We start from the raw sequence: 17940 nt of genomic DNA, 5'->3' as shown, positions 1-17940 counted from the left end.
AAGCCGATGTGGCCTGCTCAATACTCGATATTCTCGTCTGACTATGTGCTCAGTCTTTATCTCGCATCCACATCCAGACCAACACTGCTGCCATGCAGGCAATCAATGGATAGACCACCCACGGATGTGGAATGGTCCATATCATAATACCCGCAGCAATACTCATACTCACGGTAGAGATATATTTTGCTTTCTTGGGGATACGCCGGTTTTCTTGCCATTCTTGAATAATCGGTCCGATAAAATGATGGTTGAGAAACCATTGATGCAGCTTTTCAGAGCCTCTGGCTGCAAAGAACACTGCTAACAGGATAAAATCAACCGTTGGTAGCCCTGGAATAAAAATGCCAAGAATCCCTAAACCGATGCATAGCCAAGCCAGACAGATAAACAATAATCGCCACCACACTGAACGCGCTAACTTGCTTGCTGGCTGTGGTGTTGGCGATAAGGTCTCTGTTTTCATTTGATTATCCATGCGATTAACGTTCTCCATACTGAAAAGCTGTTACTACTGCCTGATCACTTATTTCAACTCTTCGAGCTGGATTAATGCCTTTCCAAAATAACCAAATGCATCTAAAGCGCCTTGCACCACACGATCTTGTAACACTTGGTCAAAATCAGCCTCATCAAGTGCCTCAACAAAACGTTTCCACACTTTTGCTCGACCTTCTGGATAAGCCGCCAAATTGCGCGCTGCAAATGTTTCAGAGAAACCTAACTGCTTCTGCGCTTGTTTAAACAGAAATGCGGCACCTAAAGTTGAGCCTTCTGACACATAGATCCAACCTAGTGCTTCAGGCAATTTGACTTCAGCACTTTGTAATGTCTGACCTGCTGGCCGAATACCCAAATCCTGCAAGTCATCAAAGGCTTGTTGTGAGCGGCCACGTATGCCCAAATCAGGAATCAGTCCAGCAACCCCCTCCTGTTCAAAAAGATGCTCAATTTCCTGCTGGAAATAATATTGCGATAAGGTAAATTGGGCGTATTTCTCCTTGCTTGAAAATACATCTGCTTGCGCCATTAGCTGGTGCATACGTTCATGTTCTGCCGCTGTTTCTTGCTTTAGACGCTGAGAAAGGCGATTGGCAATCATTTGCTCTGTTGCTGCGTTCATGATTATTCTCCTAGAAAAAGAATAGGACTCATCGGTTAACGACTCCGACTGAGTTTGAGTTGCACTGGGAAATCCACCACAACAGTCACTGCACGACCATTGATTTTGTAAGGTTTGAATTTGGACTGACGAGCAGCCTGTAGAACACGCTGATCTAGACTGCTAATCCCTGAACTTTGTTTTAATTGAATCTCGATGGGCTGACCGTTTTCATTGATACGTAGCCGCAATTCCACCACACGGTTTTGTTGTTTAAGTTCCCGATCATCATAAGCAAGCTGACCAAAACTCAATACATCAACACTGCTGACTTGAACACGTTCATCACGATCAACTTGGCTTTCAGGTGCACGAGCCAATTCCTGTTGCGTGGCTGCTGTATTTACACCACCCGACTGGGATTGAGTCTGTCCTATTTGTTGTTTCGAACTGAGCAGATTTTCGGTCAACATCTGTGATGATTGATCCGATGGGGTATCCTGTATTGCTTTGATTTCTGAAGGTTGAGCTGCTATTTCTGCTCTAGACTTTACGGCTAAAGTTTCAACTTTGTGGCTGGTCTGTTGCTTGGGCACTTCATGCATAGCACTCTGACTGGTTATCACTTTTTGTTCTATGTTTTCAGTATTGGTCGGAACAGCGCGAGTGCTTGTTTGTTTTTCTAATGCGGGGATTGTTGATGGTTGGGCCACTTCAACTTTTGCTGTTGCTTGAGGAGATGCATTCTCTGACGCTGATAAAGAGACAAAATGAACTTTCAACGCATTCACTTGGGGTGAAGCTGCCAAAGTATAAGGCTCAATAAGGTGACTCAGTGACCACAGTCCCAATAAATGTAAAACAATGACCACCGTCACGATGATTGACTTACGCTGCGAATGCACCCAAATCCGAATAGGTGGTCCTTTTGTACTAAAGTCATAGCGCAGATATAGGAATTTTGATTTCATCGCCATTCCCCTAAAAACGGTGCTCAAGTTTTAGGCTGACATTGTGTTTGTCATAGGAATATAACCAATCCACATTACTGTTATTACGGTTATAGCGATAAGTCAGATTCGGCGTCATGCCATAGAACTTGAAAAGAGGCATTTGCAACACAAAGGTGTAGTTTTGCTCAAAATCTTGACGACGTGTCTCAAATGCTGCCACGTAACGATCAAACTGACGCCAACGATAGGAACTGAACAAGGTGGTATTAAAGCCAACACTCCACGGTTTACTCAGACCTAAACGAACACCTTGTTGCTGATAGGCTGCCATGTATTTTTCTTGGGTATCATGATCTAAGACATCCACGCCCCCAAACAATGTCCATTGTTCAGGTAGAATTTTCCAAAAGGTCAGCATGGCTGAACTTTCTTTACCATCTAAAGTTTTATATGTTTGATAATTTAAATCTTTGATTTCGGCTTCAAGCTTGAGTGCTTTATCGGTGGAGATAAATCGCATCCATTCCGCACGTGCCCCCCAAGCATTGTACAAACCATCATTGGCATAACGTTTATGCTCAAATAGCGGTGCAATTGTGATTTGATTTTTTAAATCAAAAAAACTATAGCCTGCATTGATATTCAGTGTGGATTCATTAAAGTCAGCATGATCATCATAAGACTGTCCATACGCTAAACCACGTAAGGAAACCCCATGATTGCCATAGAACGAAAAGCGTTTCATTAAACTGGCTTCATAGTCCATACCCGTTGCCGACTCAGCTTTAGGACTTCCACGGGTAATTTCCTGAATGGGGATCACATTGCCTTTTTGGTCAAGGCCATACAACATCCAAGTTTTACTTTGTTCAGAAGAACTATTTAGATTCGTGGCATAGGTTGGTCCAATCGCCACACTGCCTTGCCATGCGTCACGTTGATCAAGGGCCTTAACAAACAGATTAACTGTTTGCTCGACCTCAGGTGGAATCACACCACGATCACTCTGCCCCAATTTGCTCTGAATGGATGTAAAAAGGCGTGCTGCTTGTTTGTTCTTCTGCTGTTCAAACAGCACGCGCGCTAACTCGAGTTCACAAATCAGATTATTCGATTGTTTATTTAAACTACTTTGGAATTTTTGCTCTGCTATCTTGAGCTGGCCTTGAGCACGAGCCAATGCACCCTCGGCAAAGTCAGTTAAAGCTTGGTCATAACCATCATATTGTTGATAATGCTTTAGATAGACTGCCGCATTGCCCCATTGCTTTTGCATAACCGCCAAATATAAAGCTTTTGCCAGATCATCTTGGTTCTTTTCAACTTCAAATACTTGCCCATTAATCACAATATTAGGTAGTTCATCCGTGCTCCGAATCACCCCTTGTCGCTGTAATTGATGCTGTTGTTGTAATAAATTCTGATCCAAGTTTTGATTCAGGCGAAGTTGTGTCTCATCATCTGCATAAAGTGATGAACTCGCCAATAAAATCAAACAGCACAGCAATGTTCTTTTCATAAAAACCGCAAAACAAAAGTAAAAATCATCAAGCCATAAACAAGAAAAAGGAATCTACTGCTGTAGATTCCTTTCGCCATAGTTAGTTCTTCGCACCACCAAATGCAGTGTTATATGAAACATTATTAAACTCGGCGATACCCGCTAAAGCTGCAGCATTTGCACCAAAGAAGTGTCCTTGAACAATACCTGAATTATTCACCCCAGCTGTACCATTTGCACTTGCCGCGCCACTGAATTCAGCAGTACCTGGACTAAATGTCACACCGTTCAAACTTAAGCTTGAAACAGCAGTCCCTGTTCCAGTTAATGACCCTTGTAAAGTGCCTGCACCAAAGTTAGCAGTCAAATTACCGCTTAACAGATTGGTTGCTGAACCATTAATCCCTGCAACGGTATAGGTCGCCGTACCTGAGGTTGGTACTGTCGTATTGGTATTGTCACCTGCGTAATAAACAGTATGACTTGCGCTCGCTGCTGTATCGCCTGCTTTCCACCATTCACCAAAATAGACTTCCTGTGTGCCCACCTGACCAAAATTGAAATTACCTAAGGCACTGTGTGAAGGCGGCATTGCCGAAACAGGAATATGGGAGATATTAAAAGTTTTGCTACCGACAGTAACATCGGTATTGCTTGTACCGCGTGCAGAAAACGCTTGTGCCAAACCTTTTAGCGAGCTAAAACCTGTAAATGCATTGTATGGTGAACCAGCAGCTTGTACAGAAACGGCTGCTGCACCACCTAGATGGCTTGCATTTGCAGCAGCACCAATAATGATATTGTTTTCATTACTTGAAGCACCATCAATACCTGCATGTGCAAACACAGCAGAACATGCAACAAGACCGATGAACAGTTGAGAGATTTTCATTTATTGTTACTCCATTTTTCTAAAGCTAAGTTATTGTTTCAATAAAGATAACGGTATCGTTATCTATTTAGTTATAGGAACAGTAAGATCTATAACTGCTCCTTGGTTTTGTAAATAATAATCATTCAATATCATTATTTACGTTTATCTAATTCCGACTAATGTGAAGGTTGGAATTAAATTCTGTGTTAAAACTTGGTGGTCCAGCTGACTTTCAAAGTACGACCTGGTGCAGCCATTGCACTCCGAGTGAGTGGATCGATATAAAATTGGTTTGAAAGATTATTACCTACAAATTCAACTGTGTTATAGGTATCAACTTGATAGCGTGCATAGGCATCAAAAATCCACGTATCGTCCCAAGCGAGAGGCACATTGAGGTAATAGCCTTTATTGATACCAGCATCATTATTTTTACGTAATGGACTTTCATAGCCTTTGTAGAAAGTTGCTCGCGCACCAAGCTCCAATCTTTCATCTAGAAAGCGCGCGCCTAATAAAGCATGTGCGCTAAGCTCAGGTGTCGACATCGTCACGAGATAGCCGTTCGGAAAACCATCATCGACGCAACGTTGATAAGCATCGCGGAATTGAATACCTTGATCTGTTTGTACTGTACCGCTATTAATCATTTTATTAATGGCGCTATTGCTGTCACAGACTTCATTTTTGAGGTTATAAGCCATGCTTAAATCAGTGAAGAAAGCACCATTATCAAAACGGCTTTGCAACTCAATACCAGAAAGCTTTTGCTCATCCATATTGGTAAAAATCAGATTTTGATTACGCTCAATTACGTTTTTGGTTTTGTTGTAGTAATAGGCCAGCTTAATATCGGCATTACGTGCTGAGCTGAGCCAATTCCGCATGTCATAGACATAACCCACTTCATAATTAAACGCATGTTCGGGCTTAATCTCCTGATATGGCATCATTGCTGAGAAACCAACTGTACTCTCAAATAAGCTCGGTAAGCGATATTCCTCTGCATAGCGTACATAAAGCCGATTATTTTCAGTCAAATGAATGGATGCACCAAGTTGAGGTGCCCAGCCACTGTCTTTTACTTTCTGAGCTGATTCAATCGGGACCTGCTCAATCACAACAGGCTGAAAACCATTCCCGATAACCACATACTTCTGGCCTAAGGCATTCAGTTGGTTCAATATATTATCCGCTAGGGCCAAATGACCATTGTCATCAGCTTTCCAAGTGAGTGTATTTTTCTGTGACCAAATTCGGCTATACAACGTCGTTTCTGATGCAGGCACCGTTTCTAAACGGCCATCCCAATCAGGATTGTTGGCTGCATAACGTTGCGTTAAAAGGTTTAGCATACGTTGTTGCTGAGCATCATAACTTTCTGGCATGGTTCGATATTCAAAGTTGTATTCTTTGACTTTACTTTTCTTGGTAAATAACGGATTTAACGAAGGATCAATCCCATCTCTGATTGATTTATTTAAGAAGTCATCAAAGGCCCAATAAGAGCGGTAACGCATACCCGCATCAAAGCTTAGCCAAGAAGCTGGTCGATAGTTAAAATTAAAATCAAAGGTCTTTTCTTCACGACGTCCGGCACGAGGTAAAGCTTGATATAAGGAATAACTTGGACCGTATTCACCATAAATATCATCAGATGTGAGCTTTTCTTTTAAGAAGCTTCCCCCCAAAGTTAAATCGAGCTGATTCGTTAATTGTGCTTTATTACTGATACTAATACCTTGGCGTCGATTGTCTGAATGACTGATTGCCGTATTGATCAGACGATTATCTCTAAAATCAATAATCGTTGGCCATCCACCCCGTGTATAGGTTTGGCTTTCAGTGTCGGTTTGCCAAATATTGGTATAAAAATCAATCCACTGATTATTCTCAGGTTTATATTTGTATTCTAAGCTATAGGCCTTAGAACGAATATCACTGAGTGGCCATTGCGGTACACCAATTTCAGGGGTTAACCCCCATTCAATTCGTGAAGGCATGATCTCACCAAATCTATTTTTGGTATCTCGATAAGTGAATTTCAGCGCTTGATCATCGCTTGGTCGATAACCTGCCTTAAATAACCAAGACTCCATCTGACTTGAGGTATTGGGGACTTCATTACCAGGTTTATAGGAATGCGCAAAATAAGGAATAAAATCAAGACTATTACTTGGCTCAGCCCGTTTGTAATACCCAGCGCCATGTGTGCCTGAAAAATAGTTGCCACGTTCACGAACAGCATAAACAGCCAATAAATCAAATTTATCCTGTTTCATTGCCAATGCGAGTCGACCTGCTAAATCATCTCCCGAAAAGTTAGAATTATCATTGCGGGTTCGATTCTTTTTATAAATATCTGGATCGTATTTTTGACCATTGATATCCTCCCACGGCGTCGTATCATTATAGTTTTTGCCGATTTTACTCATGTCGGGCAATGAAGGATCAATGGCATTGGTAGAACCTTCTACTTTTAGTTCTGCGCCAAAGGTTTTACCCGGACGAACAATATCATCCGCTTCTAAGGTCTTGACCACAACTCCACCACCGACTGAGGTTGTGGTATTCCGTTCAAGTGATGGGCCTTTGATGACTTCAATGCCCGCAATCAGATTAGGGTCGATATAATTCCGATTATTCACCCCATTGTAGCCACGCCACACCGCAATCGACTGCTCAGTACCGTCAATGGTTAATGGCACTCGACCTACCCCTTGCACACCACGTACACTCGGATCTAAAGCACCACTATTACGGGCATCACCACTATAAACCCCAACCATCCCTTGCAAAACATCGGCTGGATTGGTGCCTTTAAAACGCTCAATATAGTCTTTGCCTGCATAAACAGAAGATCGATTGGCATCATAGACTCGATTGCTGCCCTGAGTATCACGATCTTCTTGACCATAGACCACCATTGGCGTCAAACGAACAGAGATTTCGTCATCTTGAGCTTGAGTCGAAGATGTATGATTCATCGCAGTTACTGAGGCACTTGAAGGTGCATTACTATTTTTAGCTGTCTTTTTTGCCAGTGTATAACCTTGACCGACTTTGACTGCATAGAATGCCGAAGATGCTAAAATATGCTGAAAACCTTGCTCTAATGCAAAGTTACCTTTTAATCCTGAACTGTATTGCCCTTTTAATTGCTGTGCATCAATGGCAATTGAAGTCCCCGATTGTTCAGCAAACTGATTCAATACATTGGCTAAAGTCCCTGCAGGAATATTATAAGATTTTGCCGCAACGGTTTCTGCATAAGCATGTTGCATCGGTAAAGCTAAACTCGCAATACACACTGTATGTACAGCAAATGCGAGTGTTGAAAATCGAAATAAGTTCCGACTTCGCATTTGACCATCTCCGACTTTCTTCATTCTTGCCCACCCCAGTAAATGTAAATAAGAATCATTAAATCTATTGAGATAAAATGATCCCAAATTTATTGCTTCTACTTACTATGACGAGCAGCTTTGAAAAAAGTGGAACCTAAATTTTAAAAAAATTAAAAACTTTTTAATATGCATTCATTTGACTATGCATATACTGACTATTTTTTTAATGAAATTACAATGAGATAAGGTGTTATTTGATAAACTTTTAAGTTAGGAAATACTGTTGCTAATAATTTAAGTGCATCTTGAGTTTGGTCTAAGGGCAACACTGCATTTACTTGGATATCTTGTAATGCTTCAGCATTAAACAAGATTTTGCCTTTGTAGTTTTGATCTAATTCTTTTAACACCTGATCGAGCGGTAAATCCTCTACCATCAATTGATGTTTATTCCACTTTTGTTGTTCATTATAAATATTGAGTACCGAAATTGGCTGCACTCCGTTCTGATTCATACTGACGGCTTGTCCCGCACTTACAATCACTTGTTGAGCTGAATAACCATTTGCTGCGGCTTGTACACGAACTCGCGAATGCAACATTTTTAATTCTGTTGCTGAAGGTGTAAATGCCACACTAAATGCCGTTCCAAGCGCTTGAATCTGCCCATGTTTGGTTTTGACTAAAAATGGGCGATTTGGATCTTTGGCAACATCAACATAAACCTGCCCTTGCACCAATTCGACCACTCTTTGCTTTGCTTGGAAATCAATATTGACTGCACTCTTGCCCCGCAGAATTAAGCGCGAACCATCTTGTAAGGTTTGTGTTGTCCACTGCGCCGAATCGCTTTGAATATCAGCACCGATATAGGCAATAGAGGTATCAGACACATAAAGGAAACTGCCACTGAGGATAAAGAATGCAATGACAAATGCGCTCCCCGCACGAACATGCTTATACGCTTTTGCAGACCCTAAACCTGCTTTAAGTGCTGATTGAACCACTTTTTTATGCTGTGCTGTTTGAGATACTTTTTGGATTGAGCGAATACACTGCTCGATATCAGCTGCAATTTTTTGATGTTGCTGGCTGTTCTGTTTCCATTGATTAAACTGCAATTGAGCTTTTTTTCGGGTTGGCTCATCATCTGAGCTTAACTGCACAATCCATAATGCAGCCTCTTCAACCAGTTGATGATGGTCTTGTTTATCGATTGCCATTTAAATGCTGACATCCATTTCTAAACGAATCAGATAGCAGCGAGCCAGACAGTTTGCTAGATATTTCTGAATCATTTTGGTTGAAACACCCAATCGTTCTGCCGTTTCCTTATGGGTATAACCTTCAAGGTAATGCAATATAAATGCTTGTTGTGCTTTAGCAGAGACATCTTCCAATGCCTTACAAAGCTGGTCCAAGGCCTGAATAATCTGCATTTGATCTTCTGGCGAAGCAACTGCATCCAGCATGTATTCCATCTGGCTCAAGCCATCTAAATAAGCCTGTTCTATGCGTTTGCGACGGACTTGGTCGATGAGTAAGTTTTTTGCTATTGAAGTAAGATAAGCGCGAGGTTCTTTAATGCCCAGTAGTTCATCGCGTGTTTGCAGTAATTTGATAAAGGTGTCTTGCACCAGATCAGCGGCTTGCTCAGTGTTGCCTATTTTTTGTCTCAACCATTGATGAAGCCAGCCTCTATGGTTTCTGTATAACTGATCTACAAGCATAGGGGTTTTGTTCACAATCATTTGACTCAAAACAAAGTGTGATTAAATGATAATTATTATCATTTATAAAATCAAGAAAGAATCGCACAAACTTTAGTTGACTGTTATTTTTATAAGCACAAGTTCAATATTCCACCGCTCTTAGAATACAGTAATAAGCAATAATTTATTGATTTAACAGTGCTTCTATCCACAAAATCAGTTCATTCATATGCCGATTTCTACGCTTTAATTGTTCTTTGTCTGGAATGTAATAACATAGTTCGGATTGCACACTTTCAGTTACTAATGATTGCATCAATTTTGCTTGTATTAGTCGACTGACCAATGTGTTTGAGCAAAATACCAATCCATTGGCCATCAGAGCTTCTTGAATACCAAAAATTTCTTGATCAAAGTGCTGCACAGTTATGTTTTTTTCCTCAAAAGTATTTTTCTCAAGCCATGTTTGAAATGGCGGTTTAGGCAAATTCTTATTTTTCCATTCGGTGTTAAACAGTGTAATCGACTGTTCAGGCCAATTCTCTGTATATAGCCCTGCGGCTGAAAATACATTAAATGACTCATATTTAATAATGTCTGAGGATGAAACCGATGAAACAGCACCATAACGAATCGGTAGCGCATATAAATGATTGTCCAAACTTTCACCTGTAGAGATCTCAATCTCGATCTCTGGATGGAGTTGTGAAAAAGTCTGCATGGCTGGGATCAAAATCATTGCTGCCAAGGATGACGTTGTGGTGATCTTAATCACTCGGCTGGCGGTACTCACCTCTTCTAAAGCATCTTCAATAGTCCGAAATCCTTTAGATATTGCGATCGCTAATTTTTCGCCAGTCTCTGTTAAGCTGATTTTTCGAACCTGTCGATAAAACAAGTCCACATTTAAACGGCTTTCCAAATTGCTGACGTGATGAGAAATAGCAGTTGGTGTCAAAGACAACTCCTCCGCAGCCAATTTAAAACTGCCTAAACGAGCAGCAGATTCAAATGCTTTCAATGCTTGTAAAGAAACCTGCATTTTCAACACTCCATAAATAAGTTTTATAGATGAATTTAAATCATTCATAGCTGTAATTTACTGGTTTGTCTAGCCTCTAATGACCTCTTAAGATGAGTTTATCTTTTAATTCCTCAAGTGAGCGATCATGACAACCCTATTACATATTGATGCCAGTGTTCGAGCAGCTTTCAATCCAAATCCAAGTCATAACTCCATTTCCAAAAATATCGCGAAACGCTTTATTGAGACCTTACAACAGCAACAAGTGATAGATGAGTATATTTATCGTGATGTAGGCATGAATCCACCCGCTTTTATTAATCAAGACTGGATTGGTGCGGTGTTTAGCCCTGAAGAAAAAAGAACAACCGCGCAAAAGGAAATCTTAGCCTTATCTGATCAATTGATTGCTGAAGTTGCAGCAGCCAATCTCATTGTGATTTCATCACCGATGTATAACTATGGTATGCCTGCACAACTAAAAGCGTGGTTTGATCAAATCATTCGTATCAATAAAACCTTTGACTTTGACCTTGCGCGTGGCGACTTTCCACTCCAACCTTTACTGTCAGGCAAACGCTTGGTGATTATCACGTCAAGTGGAGAATTTGGTTTTGGCACCGATAGTATTCGCGCCAATCAAAGCCATCTTGTGCCGCATCTGCGCACTTTAAGCAAATATTTAGGGGTTGAGTATATTGATGAAATTGCATCTGAATACCAAGAATTTGCAGATATTAGACATCAAAAATCTTTAGACAATGCATTGAATCAAGTAGAAACACTCGCAACAAAACTAGTACTTTTTTAGCAACGGAACAGCGCGTTGCATATGGAATATGAATAATTTCGGCATCTAAAATAAGTAGAAGATTAATGGATAGCGTGATTCTTATCGATCACTTTATCCATGTTCTCTTTAACTTTTTTACTGATGAAAAATTCATGATTTAGCTTCTAAAGCATCAATTATGGCAAATGCGGTAACACGTGCAGAAAATGGATTCTGTCCTGTAATCAGGTTCGCATCACGCACCACATTGGGTAGAAATGGAATGAATTTTCTTTGATAAAGTGCGCCACGTTGTTTTGCCAGTTCTTCAGCGTTATAAGGTACTTTCTTTGCCACCCCAGCCAATACTTCTTCACACCATGCAAAACCTGTCAGCTTTTTTCCTTGAATTAAATATTGTCCATTTGATAACTGAACATTGAGCAATCCACAATAACCATGGCAGACACTGGCAACAATGCCACCATGTTCATAAATATTTTTGGTGATGTTCTGCAATTCAGCATTGTCTATAAAGTCCCACATCACCCCATGCCCACCGGTGTAATAGATTGCGTCATAATCTTGCCAGTTAATCTCAGAGGGCTTTTGGGTGGTTTCCAAGAGCTGCATAAAAACGGGGTCATTTTTACGTTTAAGCACAGAAGCATCGGCAACAAAACGTTCTAATGATTTAGGTTCTATCGGCGAATGTCCTCCGTTTGGGCTAACAATATCTTGAATATAATGTTGCTTTTCAAACTCATCATAGGCATGCGTCAGTTCCCCTAACCATAATCCAGTTGGACGATCGATACCCTCATATTTAGAGACGTTGGTTACCACATGGAGAATACGTTTTGACATCTTTCACCTCTGCTTTTTGATTTATTTTTAATCTTGCTTTTGCATCACTATAAGCTTAAAGTTTGCTTTAATGTCAAGAGAAAATCAGTAATGAATATCAGTGAATTATCTAAACAAAGTGGTTTAAGCACCCCAACCATTCGTTATTATGAGCAAATCAAGCTATTACCGAAGGCTAAACGCAAATCAAATGGCTATCGGGAATATAGTGAAAATGATCTCAAGCAGCTATTCCTGATCCAACAAGCACAGCAAGTTGGCTTTTCTCTGACAGAAATTAAAGCGTTTTTACCATCGAATGTCTCTTCATGGAATCATGACATTCTCATTGGCTTGCTCGAAAGCAAGATCAAAGATATTGAAGAACTAGAGCAAAAACTGGCAGTGAGTAAGCAAAATCTGCAAATGATGATTGTGGCGATCAATAGCAAACCAGATGAAATTACCTGCGAAGAAAATGCGCAACGTTTGCTCAATCTGTACTATACCAACGACAAAGTCTAATACGTCATTAATCAATTTTTAAGCCGTCATCACAACGACTGCTCATAAAGAAATGCGCAAAAGTACTTGACCTTAAACCTCACTTTAAGCATAGCATCAATCTCAGGGATCGAATGAGGAAGCTGTCATGTTTAATGTTTGGAACTTTGCAAAGTGGTTGACTGGCATTTTTATGCTCATATTCATCAGTAATATGACCTATGCAGCCGAAGCTGCTCAACAACACGTACAAGCTAAGCCAAAAGGCAAAATTTTGGTGGTGATGACCAACCACTCAGCTTATCCAACTCGATCAGATAGGACAGGATTGTGGCTAACTGAACTCACCCATTTTTATGACATTGCACAAGCAGCTGGCTATGACATGGATTTTGTCAGTCCACAAGGTGGTGCTGTACCGCTAGATGAACGTAGTCTTAAGCCAATTTATGTTGATCAATCAGCAAAAAAGCACTTGGCTGATCCCCAATTCATGCAACGCTTAAGCAATACACTAGCACCCAATGCCATTGATACTTCCCACTATAAAGCGATTTATTACACGGGTGGACATGGCACCATGTGGGATTTTCCCAACAACCAAGGCCTAAAGCAGATCAGCGAAAAGATTTATCAGCAAGGTGGCGTGGTATCGGCAGTATGTCATGGTGTAGGTGGATTATTGCCGCTTCAAACCCCAACGGGTCAACCCCTCATTGCAGGCCGTACGGTTACAGGCTTTGCCAATATTGAAGAGACTTTATCAGGAATTAAGTCTCAAGTCCCTTTCTCGTTGCAAGATGGATTAGTACAACAAGGAGCAACATATAAACGAGCGTTCTTTCCATTTACTTCTTTTGTGATCGCTGATGATCGAATTATCACTGGGCAAAATCCACAATCCAGTAAAGAAATTGCAGAGGCAGTCGTTAAGCGCTTAAATACTTTCAATTAGACTTTATTAAAAAAACCAGATTTGATTATCTGGTTTTTTTAACATCTACATGATGTTTAGCTTTATCTTATTAAACTTGAAAATAGCCTTCCTAAATTTTCCCAAAAAAAGTCCCCTTATATTTCAAGATGGGGCTCAGAAATAACATCCTTATACTCCACGGAAAATTAGGTAACTGCTATGATTTTCTTAAATTCATCATGACTATACTTATTACGGCTCCCATAAATGACAATCCGAGCCATAGGTTAAACAGGAAATTAGCCTTATGGGGTTCTCCATCTGCCCCAGCTGGGGTTAGGAAGATGTGATTGCTAAATAGAATCACGCCTCCCCAGTAGAGAACAGAAATAAGCACACTCACAAGAAGGGTTATTCGTAACTTTTTTAGCTTGGTCATCTATTTAACCTCATAAAATCAAATGCGCTTGGACTTGCTGAAAATCACTCCAGATTCCATTGATAACTATACCCCACTGAATGCGAAAATAGCTCCCCGTACCTGTAATCCGGGTCTTATTTCATAGGTTCATATGCTTCATTCCCGTTCCTGCGTTGGATTGATCTAAATAGAGAATAAAAAAGTAAACTTATGAGTAAAGCGGATTTTTTATGATCAAAAACTACTTTTTACTTTCCAATATTTTTAATCGCTTGCCCATAAAAAAGCCAATTACAGATTGTTCTGCAATTGGCTGTTGTTCAATCTATTAGCTAAGTATTGGCAAGTTGTTGCTCAGCTTAAGATGAAAGTGAATATGTACGCATTCGATTTTTATATTGGCGCGTACGACATGTCATTGCTGATTGTTGCAAAATCAACGCCCAAAGCGGAGAAACTTTTGGATTGGTTGATTTACCAAGACTGAGTTTACGTAACTGGAATTTCACTGTGGCCATATTGGCAAGCGATGCTAAGGTTTTATTTTCCCATGTAATTGCTTCCAATTCAGGTGCCGTATTTTGCCCTTGTTTCCACTCATTTGGGAGATTTGGATCGATTGCCAAAGCTGTGGCAATCCCGACCATATCGACACCACTTTCAATGACCTGTTCAGCCACTTGTTTACGACGAATTCCACCCGTCACCATTACAGGCATCTTGGCAACTTTACCAATCTCTTGAGCAAACTCTAGAAAATAAGCTTCTCGAGCCAAGGTACGACCATCACGTGCCTGACCTTGCATTGCCGGTGCTTCGTAACTACCACCAGATAACTCAACCAGATCAACAGCCAGTTCGTTGAGCATCATAACCACTTGCTGTGCATCTTCAGCACTAAAACCACCGCGTTGGAAGTCAGCCGAGTTCAGCTTCACCGCCACTGTAAATCTGTCTGAAACCACAGCACGCACCGCTTTAACAATCTCAATCAAAATACGTGCACGATTTTCCAAAGAACCACCCCATTGATCTTGACGCTTATTACTGAGTGGCGAAAGAAACTGACTGAGTAAATAACCATGTGCCGCATGGATTTCAACACCAGTAAAGCCTGCTTTTTCTCCTAAACGTGCAGTGTTGGCAAAACGTTGAATGACTTCATTAATCATGTCTTGGTTCATTTCAATCGGTGTATTAAAACGATCTGACATTTTGCCTAAATCTAAGGCAACCGCAGAAGGCGCCCAAGTCTCTTGACCTAAATTGGATTGCATTTGACGGCCAGGATGATTGATTTGCAACCACACTTGTGCACCCTTCGAACGACCGATTTGTGCCCAGCGTTTGAATGTATCCAAATATTTTTCATCTTCCAGAACTACACCACCAGGTCCTGTCATAGCACGACGATCCACCATGACATTACCTGTGATAATCAAACCAACGCCTCCATCCGCCCAAGCTTGGTATAAACGCATCAGCTCTTCAGATGGTGCATGGTTTAAATCCGCCATATTTTCCTCCATTGCAGCTTTTGCAATGCGATTGGGGATATGTGAACCATTTGGGAAAACTAATTGTTCAAATACTTTCATTTTGATTACCTCATTGAGTATGGGTTTACTCTAAGGTTAAAGTAAACTTTAATGTCAATAGGTTTGATCAAACTTTATTAATCTTTTCTAATCATCAAAATAAAATCATAAACTTAACAAGTGATACCAATATCAAAAAAATGCTTAAAATAAAAAATAGAGGCAAATATGCCTCTATTCTTGAATGGGATTTTGAATCAAATCAATGCCGCCTACGCACGAATGAATGCCAATAGATCTGGATTAATGACATCGGCATTCACGGTTAACATGCCATGAGAAAAACCTTTGTAGGTTTTTAAAGTTCCGTTTTGTACCAATTTGGCAGACAATGCCCCAGAATTTTCATAAGGTACAACTTGATCATCATCACCATGCATTACCAATACAGGGACTGAAATCTTTTTCAGGTCCTCAGTAAAATCAGTCTGGGAAAAGGCCACAATGCCATCATAATGTGCTTTTGCGCCACCCATCATGCCCTGACGCCACCAATTCCAGATCACAGGTTCAGATGGATTTGCATCTGGACGGTTAAAACCGTAGAAAGGCCCCGCTGGTAAATCATAGTAAAATTGCGAGCGGTTTTTAAATAACTGATTTTGCAAGTCATCAAAGACTTCTTTAGGTAGACCGTCAGGATTATTGGCTGTTTTGACCATAATAGGTGGTACCGCACTCACCAAAACGGCCTTGGCAACATTCGCTTCACCATGACGTGCAATATAATGAGCCACCTCACCACCACCTGTTGAGTGGCCAATATGAATCGCATTCTTAATCCCAAGATGCTGCACTACAGCTGCAACATCATCTGCATAATGGTCCATATCGTGCCCATCCCAGACTTGACTGGAACGACCATGCCCGCGACGGTCATGTGCGACAACACGGAAACCTTCATTTAAAAAGAATAATAGTTGGGCATCCCAATCATCTGAGCTGAGTGGCCAACCATGATGAAAAAATAAGACCTGTGCATCGCGAGGTCCCCAATCTTTATAAAAAATATCTACACCATCTTTTGTCGTAACGAATGCCATCTTTGTTTCTCCTGTGTAAGATTTACACTGTCGATTCATGATCTATGTTCTAATTAATTTACTTATAACTACATTTTTTAAGTACCATCCGTGTGGATAGTGTTTCTATACTAAGATTAAAGTTCGCTTTAAGGTCAATGCTTTTAGTCCTATTCTGATAATAAAAATGTAATTTAATGATTAAAAATAAACGAATGATCAATAGACTTACTCATTGAGATCAATGTTTTTTTTCACAAAGTTAAATGTTTTCAGCACTTATTTTCTTTACATTGTTTCAACGAACCAGCTTTGTACTTATCAAATATCAAATTTTGCTGCTTGACATTAAAGTTCACTTTAATCTTATAGTGAACTCAGATATAAGAAATGTTCTTGTCATTGGCAGGCATTTTGAATGACTTGGTCAATCAAAGGTTTACGAATATGCAAAGCAATAAACAGTTTACTGAAGTTGAGTTTGGGCAACAAAAAGTCAATGTTCCCAAAGGTGGATATTATGACCGGTTTAGAATGAATCCCGATTTAGATCAAGTTGCACAAGATCCTGCCGCTGGCAATATTGATTTCTTTCGCAAAACGCCTAAACAATGGGTTGAATCGAGAGTTGGTCCAGTTTGGGCACCCAATTTTTATTATCGTAGTGGCAATGTGCAAGTGTTGATGTTAGCACCATTTAAACAACTCCAGAAAAAATTACCCGCTCCTTTAGAACCTTTACAGGCCTTTCCTGGCTATGGGCTGGTCGCCCTTACCTTCTTTACATACTCTGTTTGTGATAACGATCCATATAATGAAGTCTCTGTTGCAATTGTGGTGCGTAAGCCCAATGCACGCACTCCGCATGCTTTGGAACTCATCAATTCAATTCGTCAACGCCATTTTTACGCACATGTTTTAGCGCTACCTGTAGATACAGAAATTGCGCGGGTCCGTGGTGTTTATGGTTACCAACTTCCTAAATGGCTCACTGAAATTAAGGTCGATATCAGCTCCAAAGACGTGAATGCGAGCCTAACAGATACATCTGGCAAAATCGATTTAAGCCTGTTTGCCCCAACACCCAATTTGCATTCAGTAAAATCTGAATCACATATGAGTCAAGCGACGATGTTACATCTGGTTGATGGCAAATGGCAGCAAACCTTGGTTCAATCTAATGTCTTATCTTTTGGACAAAAACTTCTGCCTAGAAAAGTCAAATTAGTCCGTCATGGTGGTCCTTTGAGTCAATTATTAGATGAACTTGGTGCGTCGAAGATTCTTCGTTTAGACGTGGTTCAAGACACACAAGTCATTCTCCATTTGCCCAAAGCACTTTAATATT

General features: G+C 40.5%; 16 protein-coding genes. 4 read left to right on the top strand and 12 right to left on the bottom strand.

Annotation, left to right across the window (positions count from 1 at the left end; translation table 11 throughout):
• Positions 1–49 precede the first annotated feature (49 nt).
• The 9 genes from WA352_RS06420 to WA352_RS06380 all read right to left on the bottom strand — a co-directional run bounded on the left by WA352_RS06420 (position 50) and on the right by WA352_RS06380 (position 10531).
• Entirely contained in the window at positions 50–496 is a 447-nt protein-coding gene (locus WA352_RS06420; protein ID WP_033132815.1) for a YbaN family protein, read from the bottom strand.
• A 30-nt stretch (positions 497–526) separates the two neighbouring features.
• Positions 527–1126, bottom strand: a complete 600-nt coding sequence (locus tag WA352_RS06415; protein WP_096089472.1) for a biliverdin-producing heme oxygenase — start codon at positions 1124–1126, stop codon at positions 527–529.
• A 32-nt stretch (positions 1127–1158) separates the two neighbouring features.
• Positions 1159–2073, bottom strand: a complete 915-nt coding sequence (locus WA352_RS06410; protein ID WP_033132817.1) for an energy transducer TonB — start codon at positions 2071–2073, stop codon at positions 1159–1161.
• Positions 2074–2083: 10 nt separating this feature from the next.
• Positions 2084–3574 (bottom strand): surface lipoprotein assembly modifier, encoded by a 1491-nt coding sequence (locus tag WA352_RS06405; RefSeq protein WP_033132818.1) that lies wholly within the window; start codon positions 3572–3574, stop codon positions 2084–2086.
• 82 nt (positions 3575–3656) lie between these two features.
• Positions 3657–4448 carry a Slam-dependent surface lipoprotein gene (locus WA352_RS06400; RefSeq protein WP_033132819.1) on the bottom strand — a complete coding sequence of 264 codons (792 nt, stop codon included), beginning with the start codon at positions 4446–4448 and terminating at the stop codon, positions 3657–3659.
• Positions 4449–4636: 188 nt separating this feature from the next.
• The gene (locus WA352_RS06395; RefSeq protein WP_005313845.1) at positions 4637–7795 is read right to left on the bottom strand and encodes a TonB-dependent receptor; all 3159 of its coding nucleotides are present in this window, start codon (positions 7793–7795) and stop codon (positions 4637–4639) included.
• Between the two features lie 197 nt (positions 7796–7992).
• Positions 7993–9000 (bottom strand): FecR family protein, encoded by a 1008-nt coding sequence (locus tag WA352_RS06390; RefSeq protein WP_033132820.1) that lies wholly within the window; start codon positions 8998–9000, stop codon positions 7993–7995.
• Positions 9001–9522, bottom strand: a complete 522-nt coding sequence (locus WA352_RS06385; protein ID WP_162180558.1) for a sigma-70 family RNA polymerase sigma factor — start codon at positions 9520–9522, stop codon at positions 9001–9003.
• A 151-nt stretch (positions 9523–9673) separates the two neighbouring features.
• Entirely contained in the window at positions 9674–10531 is an 858-nt protein-coding gene (locus WA352_RS06380; RefSeq protein WP_005313836.1) for a LysR family transcriptional regulator, read from the bottom strand.
• Between the two features lie 127 nt (positions 10532–10658).
• On the opposite strand from WA352_RS06380, the gene WA352_RS06375 reads away from it, so the two are divergent.
• Positions 10659–11324 (top strand): FMN-dependent NADH-azoreductase, encoded by a 666-nt coding sequence (locus WA352_RS06375; protein WP_033132821.1) that lies wholly within the window; start codon positions 10659–10661, stop codon positions 11322–11324.
• Between the two features lie 132 nt (positions 11325–11456).
• Here the strand turns inward: WA352_RS06375 and WA352_RS06370 are convergent, their stop codons facing one another.
• The gene (locus WA352_RS06370) at positions 11457–12152 is read right to left on the bottom strand and encodes a type 1 glutamine amidotransferase domain-containing protein (protein ID WP_033132822.1); all 696 of its coding nucleotides are present in this window, start codon (positions 12150–12152) and stop codon (positions 11457–11459) included.
• A 90-nt stretch (positions 12153–12242) separates the two neighbouring features.
• Between WA352_RS06370 and WA352_RS06365 the strand changes: the two genes are divergently transcribed.
• The gene (locus WA352_RS06365; protein ID WP_005188404.1) at positions 12243–12656 is read left to right on the top strand and encodes a MerR family transcriptional regulator; all 414 of its coding nucleotides are present in this window, start codon (positions 12243–12245) and stop codon (positions 12654–12656) included.
• Positions 12657–12783: 127 nt separating this feature from the next.
• The gene (locus tag WA352_RS06360) at positions 12784–13590 is read left to right on the top strand and encodes a type 1 glutamine amidotransferase domain-containing protein (protein ID WP_033132823.1); all 807 of its coding nucleotides are present in this window, start codon (positions 12784–12786) and stop codon (positions 13588–13590) included.
• A 741-nt stretch (positions 13591–14331) separates the two neighbouring features.
• On the opposite strand, the gene WA352_RS06355 is transcribed toward WA352_RS06360, so the two are convergent.
• Positions 14332–15570, bottom strand: a complete 1239-nt coding sequence (locus WA352_RS06355; RefSeq protein ID WP_033132825.1) for an NADH:flavin oxidoreductase/NADH oxidase family protein — start codon at positions 15568–15570, stop codon at positions 14332–14334.
• Positions 15571–15782: 212 nt separating this feature from the next.
• Entirely contained in the window at positions 15783–16613 is an 831-nt protein-coding gene (locus tag WA352_RS06350; protein WP_005203741.1) for an alpha/beta fold hydrolase, read from the bottom strand.
• Between the two features lie 426 nt (positions 16614–17039).
• Between WA352_RS06350 and WA352_RS06345 the strand changes: the two genes are divergently transcribed.
• A complete protein-coding gene (locus WA352_RS06345) occupies positions 17040–17936 on the top strand; it encodes an acetoacetate decarboxylase family protein (protein WP_005203744.1) in 897 nt (298 codons plus the stop codon).
• Positions 17937–17940 lie beyond the last annotated feature (4 nt).

Source organism: Acinetobacter sp. 102 (assembly GCF_037028485.1).
GTDB classification, from domain to species: Bacteria; Pseudomonadota; Gammaproteobacteria; order Pseudomonadales; family Moraxellaceae; genus Acinetobacter; species Acinetobacter higginsii.
Note: the sequence above shows the minus strand (reverse complement) of the source record. Positions and strands in the feature narration are given on the sequence as shown.

What these genes read in the sequence shown, in the direction of transcription:
- WA352_RS06420 (WP_033132815.1), bottom strand. Translation starts at nt 496, where the DNA reads ATGGAGAACGTTAATCGCATGGATAATCAAATGAAAACAGAGACCTTA.
- WA352_RS06410 (WP_033132817.1), bottom strand. Translation starts at nt 2,073, where the DNA reads ATGAAATCAAAATTCCTATATCTGCGCTATGACTTTAGTACAAAAGGA.
- WA352_RS06405 (WP_033132818.1), bottom strand. Translation starts at nt 3,574, where the DNA reads ATGAAAAGAACATTGCTGTGCTGTTTGATTTTATTGGCGAGTTCATCA.
- WA352_RS06400 (WP_033132819.1), bottom strand. Translation starts at nt 4,448, where the DNA reads ATGAAAATCTCTCAACTGTTCATCGGTCTTGTTGCATGTTCTGCTGTG.
- WA352_RS06395 (WP_005313845.1), bottom strand. Translation starts at nt 7,795, where the DNA reads ATGCGAAGTCGGAACTTATTTCGATTTTCAACACTCGCATTTGCTGTA.
- WA352_RS06390 (WP_033132820.1), bottom strand. Translation starts at nt 9,000, where the DNA reads ATGGCAATCGATAAACAAGACCATCATCAACTGGTTGAAGAGGCTGCA.
- WA352_RS06380 (WP_005313836.1), bottom strand. Translation starts at nt 10,531, where the DNA reads ATGCAGGTTTCTTTACAAGCATTGAAAGCATTTGAATCTGCTGCTCGT.
- WA352_RS06375 (WP_033132821.1), top strand. Translation starts at nt 10,659, where the DNA reads ATGACAACCCTATTACATATTGATGCCAGTGTTCGAGCAGCTTTCAAT.
- WA352_RS06370 (WP_033132822.1), bottom strand. Translation starts at nt 12,152, where the DNA reads ATGTCAAAACGTATTCTCCATGTGGTAACCAACGTCTCTAAATATGAG.
- WA352_RS06365 (WP_005188404.1), top strand. Translation starts at nt 12,243, where the DNA reads ATGAATATCAGTGAATTATCTAAACAAAGTGGTTTAAGCACCCCAACC.
- WA352_RS06360 (WP_033132823.1), top strand. Translation starts at nt 12,784, where the DNA reads ATGTTTAATGTTTGGAACTTTGCAAAGTGGTTGACTGGCATTTTTATG.
- WA352_RS06355 (WP_033132825.1), bottom strand. Translation starts at nt 15,570, where the DNA reads ATGAAAGTATTTGAACAATTAGTTTTCCCAAATGGTTCACATATCCCC.
- WA352_RS06350 (WP_005203741.1), bottom strand. Translation starts at nt 16,613, where the DNA reads ATGGCATTCGTTACGACAAAAGATGGTGTAGATATTTTTTATAAAGAT.
- WA352_RS06345 (WP_005203744.1), top strand. Translation starts at nt 17,040, where the DNA reads ATGCAAAGCAATAAACAGTTTACTGAAGTTGAGTTTGGGCAACAAAAA.